The following is a 14,384-nucleotide window of genomic DNA, read 5'->3' on the forward strand; positions in this document are numbered from 1 at the left end:
GTCTAATCTGCACAGTCGGATTCGTGCACAGTACGGGGCCGGGTATTGCGTCGGTTCCCTTTGGCCGCTTCACCGTGCTGGTGCGGCGGCCGCACTGGCGTCACCGTTCCAGCGCCTCACCTGGGACGGCGACACAAGATAGACGTGAACGAGGAGTTTAAACAAATGAAAGCATTAACCATCGCACCAAAATTGTTGGTCACCGCGGCCTTGATGGCCAGCCTGGGCGTGCTCGGCGCCTGCAAGAAAAATGAACCGACCAGCACCGTCCCGAGCGAACCCGCAGCCACCGCGCCGGGCACCACCTCGGGTACCAGCGGCACCACGGGCGGCACTACCAGCGGGACCGGCGCCACCGGCGCCCCGGGCACCATGGGGGATACCGGCACCGGAGCAACGGGCACTGGCACCACAGGCACGACCGGCACTACCACGCCTCCGTCCGGAACCAGTGGCACGTCGGGTACGACCGGCACCACCACCACGCCGCCTCCGGCAGGCAAGTAAGACACGCAAGCGCGACCAGGGCCCGCGACGAGGGCTCTGGAGCCGGCCACGCCCGGCTATTCAGCTTCTCCCTCGACCTCGACGGAAGTGCGCGCTGCTCCTTGCGCCTCAACTCGAGTGCACCTCACCTCCGTATCCACTTCGCGGGCTTTGGTCGCGTGACATTGCGCGCATTTTTCCAGCATTGAAGTCTGCTAGCCTAGGGTTTTTACTAACCCGGCAATGTCAATCGCCCCTATTTAGACGCGGGATACGATGCGCACACTTGCAATAATCCAGTCCATTTTTGCCGCTGCCTTCGTGTTGTTCGGATTGGTGGCTCTCTTCGGCATCGGGATCACCGGCCTTCTGTTCCTGGTGCCCGGTGTGCTATTCGCGGCCACTGCTGCGGTCGCGCAAGAGAAGTCACGCGCTTCAATGGCAGTCGCCTTGGTAGCCGATGCGCCTCTTGCATACCTTGCCGTTCGCAAGCTTGAGGTTTTACTGACAGCCCAAACGACAGGCGTCCAGCTCCTTGGCGTCGGACCGCTCGATTACCTGGTCCCCTCCTTGGCCCTGACGCTGATTGGTGTCGGCACAATTGCGCTCGCACTCGACTGGCGTGCTTTGCGAAGCTCGTCATGGTTCTAGCAAATTGCGCTTTCGGGGACGAATCGTCTGCAACCAGCCGAGTGCGTGGCAAAGGGCTACAAAGTTGAGCTAGTGCGGGCTCGATCAAGGATCTGCTGATTTCACAGGCAGGACTCGTTGACTGATCACCTTGGACCTCACAGGGTCAGGTCGTCCAATGAATCAAAATTACCCAAAACCTCTAACTTGATTTGCCGCCGCCGGCACCACGCCGCCGTCGGACACATCCGGCCGCAGATACCAGCGCATCTGGGCAATTACGCGCAACGAGGATATATTATGTAGAGATGCAAGCCCTGCCCCAGCGCCAGGTCCCATCTGATTTCCCTATTCTCTCGACAAGGGGGCTTCGATGTCAGAAAAAAGTTGGGACCGCGTACCAATCGACGCACAAAGCATCGACGCCCCGCTCTCTCGCGCCGCTGTCTTCCTCGTTGTGACCGTTGGTGCCGAGCCCGATGCTCTCGTCACCGCCTGCGGCGCCTTGGCCGGGCTGGACGACCTGGTCAAGACGGTCGGCTTTCGCGACCTGTCCGCCAGGCTGTCCTGCATCGTCGGCCTGGGCCGCGATTTCTGGGACCGACTCAGGCTGGACGAACGGCCACGCGAGCTCAAGACCTTCGCCCCGATTCACGGCCCGGTTCACACGGCCCCGGCCACCCCCGGCGACTTGATTTTCCACATCCGGGCCGAGCGCGAAGACCTGTGCTTCGAATTCGAGCGCATCCTGCTCGACAAGCTTGGCGCCAGCATCACTGTCATCGACGAAGTGTCGGGATTCCGCTATTTCGACGCACGCGATCTGCTGGGATTCGTGGACGGTACGGCCAACCCGACTGGCCTCGATTTGCCGGCATCGGCCCTGGTCGGCAACGAAGATCCGGTGTTCGCCGGAGGCAGCTATATCGTCGTTCAAAAGTACCTGCACGACATGGCATCGTGGGCGAAAGTTCCGACGCCCATGCAAGAAGAGATCATCGGACGCACCAAGATCGACAATATCGAAATCGATGACGACGAGGCGCCGCGCAAATCGCACAAGTCGCTCGCCACCATCGTCGATGCCGACGGCAACGAGCACGACATCCTACGCGACAATATGCCCTTCGGCCGTCCCGGCCAGCGCGAATTCGGCACCTACTTCATTGGTTATTCGAGATACCTGTGGGTCATCGAGAAAATGCTGCAGCGGATGTACATCGGCGACCCGCCCGGCGCATATGACCGGCTGCTGGACTTCTCGACTCCACATACCGGCATCACCTTCTTCGCGCCGGCGCGTCCGACGCTGGAAGCGCTCGCGCAGGCGGCGCAGAGGCAGGCTGCCGGGCCATGAAAAAGATAATGACGCGATTTTGGACGTTTGCTGCATGCGTGCTTGGCTTAACGGGCTGCTACACCGTTAACAACGAACGATTCGCCGAGCACGCGCGAAGCCTGGTCGAACCCGGCATTGCCATGGACGCGGCGATCCGCCAGCTCGAAGCGGATGGGTTTAGCTGCAGTCCAGCCGCACCAACACCTTCTCGAACCTGTGCCAAAACTCGCCAGAGACTTCTGCCCTCGACCTGCATCGAACGGATCAATTTATACAGCTCGGTAAATTCAGTCAAAGTCGAACAGATCGAGGTACCTCAGATTGTTTGTGCTGGTCTCTAAGGGTGTTTAAATTTTATCGTTCCGCAATTTTGATTCTTTGGACGACCTGACCCCACGACACTGCCGGTGACCGAATTAGTTATGAGGGTACAGAAAAATGCGACGTGACCGATAGCGGTCTGATACCCGCTGGAGATGTGCTAGCATGGGTCGCTTTCTTTTGAGCAACCATAATAATACGGAGAGACCACATGCAGGCCGCAACACGTTTCACGGCACTGGCGCTCGCGCTCAGCGCCGCCTTCAGCGCCCCCCACGCCACCGCCCAGAATGCCACCCCCGCCGCCGAGGTCAAGCACGTGCTGGCCAGCCCCGGTTTCAAGACCGCTGCCGCGACCCTCGACAAGGAACATGGCCGCATCGTCGAGGACGGCATCAAGCTGGCCGAAATCCCTGCCCCGCCGCTGCATGAAGCCGCGCGCGCCAAGGTCTACGAGCAGATGTTCAGGGACGCCGGCCTGGCCGACGTGAAGATCGACGAGGAAGGCAATGTGCTCGGCATCCGCAAGGGCGCCAAGGACGACGGCAAGTTCGTCGTCGTGTCGGCCCACATGGACACCGTGTTCCCGCCCGAGACCGACGTCAAGGTCAAGCGCGAGGGCACCAAGCTGCACGGCCCCGGCATCGGCGACGACACCATGAGCCTGTCCGTGCTGCTGGGCTTCATCCGCGCGATGAACGCCGGCCACATCAAGACACGCGACGACATCCTGTTCGTCGGCACGGTCGGCGAGGAAGGCCCGGGCGACCTGCGCGGCGTGCGCTACCTGTTCACCAAAGGCCAGTACAAGGACAAGATCAAGTCCTTCTTCTCCGTCGAATCGGGCGGCGTCGACAGCGTCACCAACGGCGGTGTCGGCTCCAAGCGCTACCACGTGACCTTCAAGGGCCCGGGCGGCCACAGCTACGGCGCCTTCGGCCTCGTCAACCCGATGTACGCGCTGGGCCAGGCCGCGACCGAATTCTCGCGCCTGCAGGTGCCGGCCTCGCCGAAGACCACCTACAGCATCGGCCTGATCGGCGGCGGCACCTCGGTCAACTCGATCCCGGTGTCGGGCTGGATGGATGTCGACATGCGCTCCGAATCGCCGGGCGAACTCAAACGCATGGAAGACCGCCTGCTGAAGGTGGTGCAGGAAGCGGCCGACGGCGAGAACGTCGCGCGCTCCATCCGCGAAGGCAAGATCACCGTCGACGCCAAGCTGATCGGCGATCGACCGGGCGGCATGACGGCCCCGGACACGCCGCTGTTCCAGACCGCCAAGGCCGCCATCGAAGCCGGCGGCTACAAGTTCTCGAACCACAGCAGCTCCACCGACTCGAACATCGCGATGAGCCTGGGCATCCCTGCCCTCACCATCGGGCGCTCGGGCCAGGGCAAGGGCGGCCGCGCACACTCGCTGGACGAGTGGATCGATGTCGAGAAAGAGCCGATGGTGAAGGCGATGACGACCAGCCTGTCGATCGTGCTGGCGACTGCGGGTCTTGAGCAGGACGGCAAATAATCCCTGCTGCCGGATGTGGCTCGGGCAAGGCTGCGCAGCGCCGAGCCACATCGTTCGACTTACTCCAAACATCCAATGAAGACACTGCGTTTCGCCATCGTCGTGCTGGGGGCGAGCGCCAGCAGCCATGCGCTGGCCGACTGGCCCTACCGAGGCATCAAGGTCGAGTGCTCGCGCGATGCGCTGGCGGTGATCGACTATTCGGAATACAACGAAGAGGGCAAGGCGCGGCTGTCACAGGCGAACGTCATCGACGTCGACAAGCTGTCGACCTGGCGACACGAGAACGACCTGAATGTTCCCGACAAACCTCTTCCCCGCAAGATCGAATGCAAGGCCGGGGGCCAGCGCTACTCGCTTGTCCTGACGAACTCGTCAAATGGCGGCTACGCTCCGCCATCGCCGGTGATCGCGGTCGCCAACACGAGCACTCCCAATCACCCCGTCCAGATCATCGCGGCGTGCACGCTGGAAGATATGCCGGAAGGCGAAACGAAAATCGTCTTCTCGCGCAGGCATCCGAACGGGCAGTTCTTCAAGAACGGACAAGTCCTGTCCAGCACCGCCTTTATCCAGGCGGCGTGCAGCCGATGAGCGCGCAAAAAAACTGATTCAAAAAACCGCCCCGCCCTCCAAAAACTGAGTCATTTCGGCCCGATCTTCCTCCTCCTCGATTGAGACCGTTTCGTGATGCGCGGCGCAGGCCGCTTGTAAGCGCCTGAGGCCGCCCTAGACTGGTTTTACTGACGCCATCTGTGTGCCGATAACGCCGAACTCAACCTGGAGAGAATCATGCGTCGCTTGTTACTAGCCATTCCCGCAGCCCTGCTGCTGGTGTCGCCCCACGCCGGCGCCCAGTCGCAGGACTATCCACTGATCGAACATAACGACGTCTCGACCGTGCACGTCACGGCCGACCGTCCCCACGCCGCCGTCCAGCGCGACGACGACCTCAAAGGTACGTATGAGCTGGCCAACGGCTGGTCGCTGCACGTACGGCCGGTCGCACGGGGCCTCATTGCCCAGATCGACAGCCAGGCGCCGATGCGCCTGATCGCGCTGACCGAAAACCACTACACGAGCGCTGACGGCAACGTGCAGATGCAGTTCGACCCGGCCAGCTATGGCCAGGATATGACCATGAGCTATGTGCCGAGTTCCCGCGTCGTCGCCTGGATCACGGTCAGCAGCACCACCCTCGCGTCCCGCTGAAACGCCCGCCAAACATGCATACGCCAGCCCGTAAAGGTTGGCGTTTTCCATTCCTACAAACCGATTCGAAAATCCACGGCGGCCGCAAAACCGTGAGTCATTTCCGATCGATCTGCCTTCCTGCGGATTGAGACGGTTTCGTGATGCCCGTTCCTATTTTCTTGTAACAGCCTCAGCCCGCCCTAGACTAAATAACGGCTTCTGGAATGGCCAACTCCGCCACCGGAAGGCTTGGTATGGCACGGATGGCAGCACCATGCGCGTCACGTACGCCCACCCAGTCCTGGAGACAATCATGCGTATCTTATTCACAGCAATCCCCCTGTCCTTGCTACTGGTCTCGCCGCTTGCCGGCGCCCAGTCGCACGACTATCCGCTCACTGGCGACACAGTGATATCGACCGTGCAGGTGCGGCCCACCCTGCATCCTTTCCCGGTCACCGAACAGCAGACCGAAGCGATCAAAGGCGACTATGCGCTGACCAACGGCTGGCATCTGCGCGTCCAATCTTCGTACAAAGGGATCATCGCCCAGATCGACCAGCAGCGCCCGATGAGCCTGATCGCGTTATCCGAAGATAAATTCGTTACCCGTGACGGCAACGTCGCAATGGAATTCAACCAAGGCACGATCGGCGAAGACATGACGATGAGCTATGTGCCGACATCGAACGTGGCCGCGCTGCTCACGGTCGGCACCAAAGGAAGCCTGGCTTCCCGCTAACACCGCGCCAATAACAAGGAAGAATCAAGGGAGACATCATGCGTCGTTTATTCATCGCAGTTCCCCTGCTGCTGGTGTCGGCCTATGCCGGCGCCCAGTCGCGGGATTATCCACTTCGGTCCGATGATTCGTCGATGTCGACAGTGGAAGTGACAGCCAGCCGTCCGCTCAACTATTCCTTGGAGCGAGATCCTGTCAAAGGCATCTACGCCTTGTCCAATGGATGGGGCCTGAAAGTGGAACCGACGCGCACCGGCATCATTGCGCGCATCGATAACGAGCCGCCGCTGAAGCTGGCCGCAATCTCCGACACCAAGTTCCGCACCAGGGACGGCAATGTGGAGATGCAGTTCAAGCTGGGGCCGTATGGCGAAGATATGACCATGAGCTATGTGCCTCGGTCGGATGTGGCGGCGAGGATTACGGTCAGCACCGATAGCACTTTGGCTTCGCGCTGATCGAACCACAAACGTCATTCCCGCCTTCGCGGGAACGACGTTCTTTATAAAGCGAGCCGAGACTGGAAGCACGCAGCAAAAAACAAAACGCCAGCCCGCAGGCTGGCGTTTTTATTGTCGCAGGTGCGAAGCTTACGCCGCTTGCGCCGTGCGGCGGCCGGTGGCCAGGCGGCCTGCCTTCACCAGCATGCGGAACACCAGGCGCACGAAGACCAGCGTCAGGATCGCCTCGATGAAGGTCATCACGAAGGCCGGCAGCGCATGGTAGCGGGCGGCGCGGCGGTTGAACTTGGCGAACATGCGGTCGCGCGCCAGTTCGATGCTGTCGTAGAAGGTCGGCACCACCAGCAGGGTCAGCATGGTCGAGGTGATCGTGCCGCCGATGATGGCGATCGCGAGCGGCTGGTAGAACTGGCCGGATTCGCCGTAGGCCATCGCCACCGGCAGCATGCCGGCGATCAGCGCGAACGTGGTCATCAGGATCGGACGCAGGCGCGCCCGGCCCGCCGCCATCAGCGCTTCTTCGCGGTCGATGCCCTGCGCTTCACGCGAACGGGTCGCGTCCAGCAGCAGGATCGCGTTCTTCGCCACCAGGCCCATCAGCATGATGATGCCGATCAGGCTCATCAGGTTGATCGAGCCGCCGGTCAGCAGCAGCGCCACCACCACGCCGATCAGCGACAGCGGCAGCGACATCATCACCGCCAGCGGCGCCGTGAACGAGCCGAACTGCATCACCAGGATCAGGTACATCAGGCCGATGCCCGACACCAGGGCGATCACCATCTCGGTGAACAGCTCGGCCTGGTCCTTGCCGGCGCCGCCCAGCGACAGGCCATAGCCCGGCGGGAAGTCCATCTGCTTGGCCAGCTTCATGGCGTCGGCCGTCACTTCGCCGTTCGAGCGGCCCTGCGCATTGGCCGACACCGTGATGATGCGCTTGCCGTTCTTGTGCTCGATGCCGGACGGGCCCTTGCCCATCGTGATCTTGGCGATCTGGTCCAGCGGGACCATGGTGTTGGTGCCCGCCACCGGGATCGGCAGGTGCTCGATGTTCTCCTGGTTGACGCGGTCGTCCGGATGCAGGCGCACCGCGACGTCACGGGTCTCGCCGGTCGGGTCGACCCAGTCGCCCGCCTCGATGCCGGCGAAGGCCACGCGCATCGCCTGGGCGGCGTCGCCCACCGCGATGCCCATCGAGTTCGCCAGGCCGCGGTTCAGCTCGATCTGCAGCTCGTCCTTCGGATCCTGCTGCGACAGGCCGACGTCGACCGCGCCCGGCACCTGGCGCAGTTTCTCCATGTAGGCCGTGGTCAGCTCCATCAGCTTGCGCGAATCCGGGCCGGTGAATTCGATCTGCACCGGCTTGCCGCCGCCGTTGTTCAGGTCGTCCTGCACCACATACTCGGCGCCGACCAGGCGCTTGACCTTCGCGCGCAGGTCGACCGCGACTTCCGCCGCGCTCTTCTTGCGCTCGTTGCGCTTGCCGATGTCGACGTAGATGCGGCCGCCGGCCGGGTTGATGTAGCTATTGGTGTCCTTGGTCTCCGGCAGCGAGCGCGCCAGCGCGGCTGCTTCTTCCATCTTCATCTTCGCGTACTCGACGGACGACGAAGCCGGGGTGCGCACGTCGATCGCCAGGTTGCCGTTGTCGGTCTTCGGCAGGAAGGCCGAGCCGCCGAACTTGGCATGCAGCGCGATCGCGCCGACGAAGCTGGCCACCGCGATCGCGGTCATCCAGCGGCGGTGGTGCAGCGCCCAGGCGATCACGCGGCCATAGCGGTCGGCCTGGTGGTCGAACCACTCGTTAAAGCGTTGCAGCGCTTTCGACAGGCCGGTTTTCGGCGCATGGTGATAACCCGGCGGGTCGCCCCAGAACGCCGACAGCATCGGGTCCAGCGTGAACGAGATGAACAGCGACACCGCCACCGAGCAGGTCACGGTCAGCGCGAACGGACGGAACCATTCGCCGGCCACGCCCGGCATGAAGGCCACCGGGATGAACACGGCCATGATCGAGAAGGTGGTCGAGGCCACGGCCATGCCGATCTCGGCTGTGCCGTTGAGGGCCGCGGTGCGGCGGTCCTCGCCGTTCTCCATGTGGCGCACGATGTTTTCCCGCACCACGATCGCATCGTCGATCAGCACGCCGATCGCCAGCGACAGCCCGAGCAGGGTCATGAAGTTCAGCGTGAAGCCGCACAGCCACACCGCGATGAAGGCCGCCATCACCGAAGTCGGCAGCGACAGCGCGGTGATCAGGGTCGAGCGCCAGGAGTTGAGGAAGGCATACACGACGAACACGGTGAGCACGGCGCCGAAGATCAGCGACTCGATCACGTTGTTCAGGTTGCGCTGCGAATCCTTGCCGCCGTCGCGCACGACTTCCAGCTTGGTGCCGGACGGCAGTTCCTTCTGGATGTCGTCGACCATCTTGCGCACGCCGTTCGCCACGCCCACGGTGGACGCGTCGCGCGAACGGGCGATCTGGATACCGACGTTGCTCTTGCCGCTGCGGATGGAGAAGCCGTTGATTTCGGCGAAACCGTCCTGCACGTCGGCCACCTGGTTCAGGCGCACGATGGTGCCGCCGTTGCGCTTGACGATGACCTGGTTGAAGTCTTCCGGATGCTCGATGCGGCCGACCAGGCGGATGCTCTTTTCATCCAGCGTACCGCGGATCTTGCCGACCGGGGCGTTGGTGTTCTGCTTTTGCAGCGCCAGCACCACTTCGCCGACCGACACGTTGTATTCGCGCAGGCGCTCGGCGTGCAGCAGCACCGACAGTTCGCGTTTCAGCGAGCCATTGACGTTCACGGTGGACACGCCGTCGATGCCGCGGAAGCGGTCGGCCAGCTTGTCTTCGGCCAGGCGCGAGATTTCCGCGAACGACTGCGAAGACGAGGACAGCGCCAGCTGCATGATCGGCTGGGCCGACGGGTCGATGCGGCGCAGGATCGGCTCGCGCATCTCCACCGGCAGCTTGTAGCGCACCGAGGCGATCGCGTTGCGGATGTCGTCCGAGGCTTCGATCAGGTTGCGCTTGAAGTCGAACTGCATGAAGATCGACGCCATGCCTTCGTCGGCGCTGGAGTTCACTTCGGTCACGCCGGGGATCGACTGCATCGATTTTTCCAGGCGGTTGATGACTTCGCGCTCGACCGTCTCGGGCGAGGCGCCCGGATACGGCACGTTGACGATGATGAACGGGACTTCCACGTCCGGATTCTGGTTCACGCGCAGCTTGGACAGGGAAATCAGTCCGAGCGCGACCATGCCCAGGATCAGCACGATCGTGGCGATCGGCTTCTTGACACTGAAATTAGACAGGAACATGGTTTATTTCCCCTGCACCGGCGGGGTCGCGCTGGCCACTTTCGGTGCGGCCAGTTCCACCGTCTGGCCATCCTTCAGGCTGGAATTGGGATTGCGCAGCACGGCGTCGCCTGCCTTCAGGCCGCCGCGGATCTCGTACTTGCCGGTGCGCTGGTCGCGCGCGCCGACGGTCAGGTCGGCCTTGGCCAGCTTCTTGCCGTCCAGGCGCCAGGCATAGGTCTTGTCGCCGGAGCGGACCATGGCGCTTTCCTGCAGCATCAGGGCGGCGGTGGTTTCGGAATCGATGCGGCCTTCGGCGTACAGGCCGGACACGCGCGGCTTCGCGCTTTCGCCGGTGAAATTGACCAGCACCTGGACCTGGCGCGTGACGTCGTTGGCGCTCGGATCGACGCGCTTGACGATGCCGTTGAAGGCCTGGTCGCCATAGCCGTTGATGCGGAACGCCACCGGCTGGCCCACTTTCACCTGGCTGATGCGGTCGGCCGAGACCTGGCCTTCGAAGCGCATGCTGGTCGGGTCGATCACTTTCAGCAGTTCCTTGCCGATCGCGGCGGTGTCGCCGTTCGACACCTTGCGGTCGGACACGATGCCGTCGAACGGCGCGCGCACCACGGTGCGGCCCAACATCTGGCGGGCTGACACTTCGCGGGCGCGGGCGGCCGACAGGTCGCTCTGGGCATTGTTGCGGCGCACTTCGGCATCGTCCAGCGCCTGCTGCGACGTCATGCCGGAGGCGCGCAGGGTTTTCAGGCGCTCCAGCGCGCGGCTCGACTGGTCCAGCGCCTGGCTCGAGGCGCGCACCGCTTCCTGGGCGGACAGCAGGCTGTCGCGGATCGAGGTCTCGTCCAGCTTGACCAGGACGTCGCCCTTGTGCACCGGCTCACCATTTTCCTTAAGCACTTGCAAGACGATGGCCGACACCTCGGCGCGCAGGTCGGCGCGGCGTTCCGGGAGGATCGAACCGGTGATGGCCGGGCCCGACACCATGGCGTTGCTCTGGATCGTCAGCAAGTCTTCCTGGGATACCAGCAGCGAGACCGGCTTGCTGTCCTTTTGGCCGTCCGCCTTCGCCGGACCCGGTCCTCCTTTGGAGCAGGCGCCGAGCGCCGTGGCCAGGGCAAGGACGAGTATAGTTTTCCGCAACATTGTCAATCTCCGAGAGTGGACTTTTATTTAATTCTTGGAACGCGCATAAATACGGTCAGCGCGCAGTATCCTAGAGGCTGCCACAAGCGTCAACGAATGTTCCCGCGTGTTGCGGAAATGGTGGGATGAACTGCGGTATGGTGCGACGAAATGCATTTCAGGTGGGCTGGAATGCATCGAAAAACTGTCCGGATTGTCCGCCGACCGTCCGCTTGCGGACATTCGGCCCGCATCAGGAAACTACCGTCATTCCCACGGACGCAGGAATCCCATTTCGCGGGCCGGACACCAGGCTTGATGTTTGCACAGTGCATCGGAAATGGGGCTCCCGCGTTCGCGGGAACGACGTGCGCACTGAGAACCGAGTTCTTAGCGGAACAATGCGTTGACGATGAAGCCCATCGCGATACCGGTGCAGATCCCGCCGGTGATTTCGACCAGGGTGTGTCCCATCCGTTCACGCAGCAAGGTGTGGCGGCTGTCGCCGCCGGCCAGGCGGTTGATGGCGGCGGCTTGGCGGCCGACATGCTGGCGCAGGCTGTTGGCGTCGATCATCACGATGAAGGCCAGCGTGACCGCCACCCCGAAGGCCGGGTGCCCGATGCCCTCACGCAGCGCGATCAGGGTCGCCATGCTGGTGACCACCGAGCTGTGGTTGCTTGGAAAGCCGCCGTTGCCGACCAGGTTGAAGGCCCAGCGCCGCTGGCGCGCGCTATTGATCAGGAATTTGATCGGGCCGACCACGAGCCAGGTCAGGAACGGGGTAACCAGGTAAGCAAGAGTCATGTCTTTTCCAGAAAGTGATTGGCGCGCGGCATTATCTCAGATGCACGGCACTGCGGCGACCTTCCTCGCGCCATTCGCAGATGGGAGACAGTAATATTCCTTCTGGCGCAGATGCAAGGGGAAGCAATGCGGCATTTCAAGTTGTCTTTCATTTTTACTATCGTTTTGCTGGCCCTGGCCGGCTGGTGGGGCTACGCCCGCGGCGGCCCGGCCGGGTTGCTGCAGGCGCTGTGGATCGCGGCCGTGCTGGGCGTGCTGGAAGTTTCGCTGTCCTTCGACAACGCGGTCGTCAACGCCACCGTGCTGCGCGGCTGGAACCCGCTCTGGCAGCGCCTGTTCCTGACGGCCGGCATCGTCGTGGCCGTGTTCGGCATGCGGCTCCTGTTCCCCCTGGCCATAGTCGCGGTCGCAACCGGGCTGGGCCTGGTGGACGTATGGCAAATGGCCCTGTCCCACCCGGACCAGTACGCGCGCCACCTGGCCGCGCGCCATGCCGAGGTGGCGGTGTTCGGCGGCGCCTTCCTGCTGCTGGTGTTCCTCAATTTCCTGTTCGACGACGACAAGATCCTGCACTGGCTCGGCCGCGCCGAGGAACAGGCCAACAAATACGGCACCGCGGGGCTGGCCGTGCTGCTGACCCTGCTGGCCGCCGGCGCCGCCATGAGCATGATGCCCGCGCCGCAGCAGCTGCCGGTGCTGGTCGCCGGCGTGGTCGGGGTCGGCGCCTATGTCGGCGTCGACTGGCTCAGCGGCCTGCTGGAGGAGGAAGAGCACGATCCCGGCATCGGCAAGATGATCGCGCGCGGCAGCATCGGCGGCTTCCTCTACCTGGAGGTGCTGGACGCCTCGTTCAGCTTCGACGGCGTGATCGGCGCCTTCGCCATTTCGCAGGACATCGTCGTGATCATGCTGGGGCTGGCCATCGGCGCCATGTTCGTGCGCTCCCTCACCGTGTTCCTGGTCCAGCGCGGCACGCTCGACGAATTCGTGTTCCTCGAACATGGCGCCCATTACGCCATCGGCATCCTCGCGCTGATCATGTTCCTCAGTGTGGAGTACGATATTCCGGAGTGGTTCACCGGCCTGTCCGGGGTCGCATTCATCCTGGTTTCGCTGTGGTCGTCGGTGCGCTACCGGCAGCGCCTGGCGCGCGAGTCCGGGCGCGACGCCACGGAACCGGCCTAGCACATAAAGAAAGGGACATCATGGCTATCCATCTGCAAAAAGGCGGCAACGTCAGCCTCTCGCAGGAAGCGCCCGGCGTGCAGCGGGTGATCATCGGCCTCGGCTGGGCACCGGAACCGCCCAACGGTACGGTGTGCGACCTCGACAGCAGCGCCTTCCTGCTGCGCGCCGACGGCAAGGTCAAGAGCGACGACGACTTCGTTTTCTACAACAACCTGCGCTCGGAGGATGGCTCGGTCGAGCATGCCGGCGACAAGCTGACCAGCCCCAACACCACCGACGAGGAACAGCTCGAGGTCGACCTCGCCCACGTGCCGCCCGACATCCAGCGCATCGCGGTGGCGGTCACGATCCGCGACGCCGAGGCGCGCCACCAGGATTTCGGCATGGTCAGCCATGCCTTCATCCGCTGCGTGGATGCCGACAGCGACCGCGAGATCGCGCGCTTCGACCTCAGCGAAGACTACTCCAGCGAAACCTCGCTCGTCTTTGGCGAACTGGTGCGTGCCAATGGCGACTGGCGCTTCCGCGCGGTGGGCCAGGGCTACCGCGGCGGGCTGTCGCCACTGGCCCGTTCCTACGGGGTCGACGCCTGACATTTTGACAATCGGCGCGGGCATGGCAGAATGATCGCGCCGCAACTTTTACGTGCGGCAACTCACCGTTCAACCCAGCACGCCCTCGACCATGCCGATGACCCTGCCCAAGCGCGCCCTTGCGATCGTCCTGTCCCTGCTCATTGCCTGCGCCGTGCTGTTCGCGCTCTACATCTGGTTCGCGCTGAGCTGGTCGTATTCGGAAGGCGAACGCGCCGGCTACCTGCAGAAGCTGTCGCACAAGGGCTGGCTGTGCAAGACCTGGGAAGGCGAGATCCTGCTGTCGAGCATGCCGGGCGCGATTCCCGAGCGCTTCGCCTTCACGGTGCGCGACCCGGCCGTGGTCACCCAGCTGCAGCAGGCCATGGGCCAGCGCGTGCAGCTGACCTACTCGCAGCACAAGGGCTTGCCCACCAGCTGCTTCGGCGAGACCGAGTACTTCGTCGACAAGGTGCACGTCGGCGGCCAGGGGCCGGTGACGCCGATGTGAAGGCAAAACTCATCAGCCATCGTCGTTCCCGCGCACGCGGGAACCCCATTTCTCCCGCCCACCCGCTGAGTTCAACTCAACCCTCAGCGCACGCCTGAGCAGGATCAAGCGCCCCGTTCCCACCTCCCCTACGCTGAGTTAACTCAAGCG

At 63.2% G+C, this 14,384-nt stretch carries 15 protein-coding genes; 12 read left to right on the forward strand and 3 right to left on the reverse strand.

The annotated features are described in order from the left end of the window. The first annotated feature begins 165 nt into the window (after positions 1 to 165). The 9 genes from NX778_RS21730 to NX778_RS21770 all read left to right on the forward strand — a co-directional run bounded on the left by NX778_RS21730 (position 166) and on the right by NX778_RS21770 (position 6,695). Positions 166 to 507, forward strand: a complete 342-nt coding sequence (locus NX778_RS21730; RefSeq protein ID WP_258813890.1) for a hypothetical protein — start codon at positions 166 to 168, stop codon at positions 505 to 507. A 255-nt stretch (positions 508 to 762) separates the two neighbouring features. Then, positions 763 to 1,137 carry a hypothetical protein gene (locus NX778_RS21735; RefSeq protein ID WP_258813891.1) on the forward strand — a complete coding sequence of 125 codons (375 nt, stop codon included), beginning with the start codon at positions 763 to 765 and terminating at the stop codon, positions 1,135 to 1,137. 352 nt (positions 1,138 to 1,489) lie between these two features. Continuing rightward, positions 1,490 to 2,473: a Dyp-type peroxidase gene (locus NX778_RS21740; RefSeq protein ID WP_258813892.1), complete on the forward strand. Its 984-nt coding sequence runs from the start codon at positions 1,490 to 1,492 to the stop codon at positions 2,471 to 2,473. Next, positions 2,470 to 2,796, forward strand: coding sequence for a hypothetical protein (locus NX778_RS21745; RefSeq protein WP_258813893.1), 327 nt, complete (start codon positions 2,470 to 2,472; stop codon positions 2,794 to 2,796). The genes NX778_RS21740 and NX778_RS21745 overlap by 4 nt, the downstream gene beginning before the upstream one ends. A gap of 191 nt (positions 2,797 to 2,987) precedes the next feature. Beyond that, entirely contained in the window at positions 2,988 to 4,301 is a 1,314-nt protein-coding gene (locus NX778_RS21750) for a M20/M25/M40 family metallo-hydrolase (protein WP_258813894.1), read from the forward strand. A 75-nt stretch (positions 4,302 to 4,376) separates the two neighbouring features. After that, a complete protein-coding gene (locus NX778_RS21755) occupies positions 4,377 to 4,895 on the forward strand; it encodes a hypothetical protein (RefSeq protein ID WP_258813895.1) in 519 nt (172 codons plus the stop codon). Positions 4,896 to 5,093: 198 nt separating this feature from the next. Then, the gene (locus NX778_RS21760) at positions 5,094 to 5,513 is read left to right on the forward strand and encodes a hypothetical protein (RefSeq protein WP_258813896.1); all 420 of its coding nucleotides are present in this window, start codon (positions 5,094 to 5,096) and stop codon (positions 5,511 to 5,513) included. Between the two features lie 295 nt (positions 5,514 to 5,808). Further along, positions 5,809 to 6,237 carry a hypothetical protein gene (locus NX778_RS21765; RefSeq protein ID WP_258813897.1) on the forward strand — a complete coding sequence of 143 codons (429 nt, stop codon included), beginning with the start codon at positions 5,809 to 5,811 and terminating at the stop codon, positions 6,235 to 6,237. 38 nt (positions 6,238 to 6,275) lie between these two features. Then, positions 6,276 to 6,695 (forward strand): hypothetical protein, encoded by a 420-nt coding sequence (locus NX778_RS21770; RefSeq protein ID WP_258813898.1) that lies wholly within the window; start codon positions 6,276 to 6,278, stop codon positions 6,693 to 6,695. A 132-nt stretch (positions 6,696 to 6,827) separates the two neighbouring features. Here the strand turns inward: NX778_RS21770 and NX778_RS21775 are convergent, their stop codons facing one another. The 3 genes from NX778_RS21775 to NX778_RS21785 all read right to left on the reverse strand — a co-directional run bounded on the left by NX778_RS21775 (position 6,828) and on the right by NX778_RS21785 (position 11,963). After that, on the reverse strand, positions 6,828 to 10,031 hold the full coding sequence (locus tag NX778_RS21775) for an efflux RND transporter permease subunit (protein ID WP_258813899.1): 3,204 nt from the start codon (positions 10,029 to 10,031) through the stop codon (positions 6,828 to 6,830). A gap of 3 nt (positions 10,032 to 10,034) precedes the next feature. Continuing rightward, positions 10,035 to 11,177 carry an efflux RND transporter periplasmic adaptor subunit gene (locus NX778_RS21780; protein WP_258813900.1) on the reverse strand — a complete coding sequence of 381 codons (1,143 nt, stop codon included), beginning with the start codon at positions 11,175 to 11,177 and terminating at the stop codon, positions 10,035 to 10,037. Positions 11,178 to 11,546: 369 nt separating this feature from the next. Next, positions 11,547 to 11,963 carry a divergent PAP2 family protein gene (locus tag NX778_RS21785; RefSeq protein WP_258813901.1) on the reverse strand — a complete coding sequence of 139 codons (417 nt, stop codon included), beginning with the start codon at positions 11,961 to 11,963 and terminating at the stop codon, positions 11,547 to 11,549. Between the two features lie 126 nt (positions 11,964 to 12,089). Here NX778_RS21785 and NX778_RS21790 point away from each other — a divergent pair, with 126 nt between their 5' ends. The 3 genes from NX778_RS21790 to NX778_RS21800 are packed head-to-tail and all read left to right on the forward strand — an operon-like array spanning position 12,090 to position 14,234. Then, positions 12,090 to 13,148: a DUF475 domain-containing protein gene (locus NX778_RS21790; RefSeq protein WP_258813902.1), complete on the forward strand. Its 1,059-nt coding sequence runs from the start codon at positions 12,090 to 12,092 to the stop codon at positions 13,146 to 13,148. 20 nt (positions 13,149 to 13,168) lie between these two features. Beyond that, on the forward strand, positions 13,169 to 13,744 hold the full coding sequence (locus NX778_RS21795) for a TerD family protein (RefSeq protein WP_258813903.1): 576 nt from the start codon (positions 13,169 to 13,171) through the stop codon (positions 13,742 to 13,744). Between the two features lie 52 nt (positions 13,745 to 13,796). Next, positions 13,797 to 14,234: a DUF8785 domain-containing protein gene (locus NX778_RS21800; protein WP_441295323.1), complete on the forward strand. Its 438-nt coding sequence runs from the start codon at positions 13,797 to 13,799 to the stop codon at positions 14,232 to 14,234. Positions 14,235 to 14,384 lie beyond the last annotated feature (150 nt).

The organism is Massilia terrae, from assembly GCF_024753145.1.
Taxonomy (GTDB): Bacteria; Pseudomonadota; Gammaproteobacteria; order Burkholderiales; family Burkholderiaceae_D; genus Telluria; species Telluria terrae.

Bases quoted from the DNA above. Each gene is read 5' to 3' on its own strand.
- NX778_RS21730 (WP_258813890.1), top strand. From the start codon at position 166: ATGAAAGCATTAACCATCGCACCAAAATTGTTGGTCACCGCGGCCTTG.
- NX778_RS21760 (WP_258813896.1), top strand. From the start codon at position 5,094: ATGCGTCGCTTGTTACTAGCCATTCCCGCAGCCCTGCTGCTGGTGTCG.
- NX778_RS21745 (WP_258813893.1), top strand. From the start codon at position 2,470: ATGAAAAAGATAATGACGCGATTTTGGACGTTTGCTGCATGCGTGCTT.
- NX778_RS21785 (WP_258813901.1), bottom strand. From the start codon at position 11,963: ATGACTCTTGCTTACCTGGTTACCCCGTTCCTGACCTGGCTCGTGGTC.
- NX778_RS21780 (WP_258813900.1), bottom strand. From the start codon at position 11,177: ATGTTGCGGAAAACTATACTCGTCCTTGCCCTGGCCACGGCGCTCGGC.
- NX778_RS21795 (WP_258813903.1), top strand. From the start codon at position 13,169: ATGGCTATCCATCTGCAAAAAGGCGGCAACGTCAGCCTCTCGCAGGAA.
- NX778_RS21740 (WP_258813892.1), top strand. From the start codon at position 1,490: ATGTCAGAAAAAAGTTGGGACCGCGTACCAATCGACGCACAAAGCATC.
- NX778_RS21770 (WP_258813898.1), top strand. From the start codon at position 6,276: ATGCGTCGTTTATTCATCGCAGTTCCCCTGCTGCTGGTGTCGGCCTAT.
- NX778_RS21790 (WP_258813902.1), top strand. From the start codon at position 12,090: ATGCGGCATTTCAAGTTGTCTTTCATTTTTACTATCGTTTTGCTGGCC.
- NX778_RS21755 (WP_258813895.1), top strand. From the start codon at position 4,377: ATGAAGACACTGCGTTTCGCCATCGTCGTGCTGGGGGCGAGCGCCAGC.
- NX778_RS21765 (WP_258813897.1), top strand. From the start codon at position 5,809: ATGCGTATCTTATTCACAGCAATCCCCCTGTCCTTGCTACTGGTCTCG.
- NX778_RS21750 (WP_258813894.1), top strand. From the start codon at position 2,988: ATGCAGGCCGCAACACGTTTCACGGCACTGGCGCTCGCGCTCAGCGCC.
- NX778_RS21775 (WP_258813899.1), bottom strand. From the start codon at position 10,031: ATGTTCCTGTCTAATTTCAGTGTCAAGAAGCCGATCGCCACGATCGTG.
- NX778_RS21735 (WP_258813891.1), top strand. From the start codon at position 763: ATGCGCACACTTGCAATAATCCAGTCCATTTTTGCCGCTGCCTTCGTG.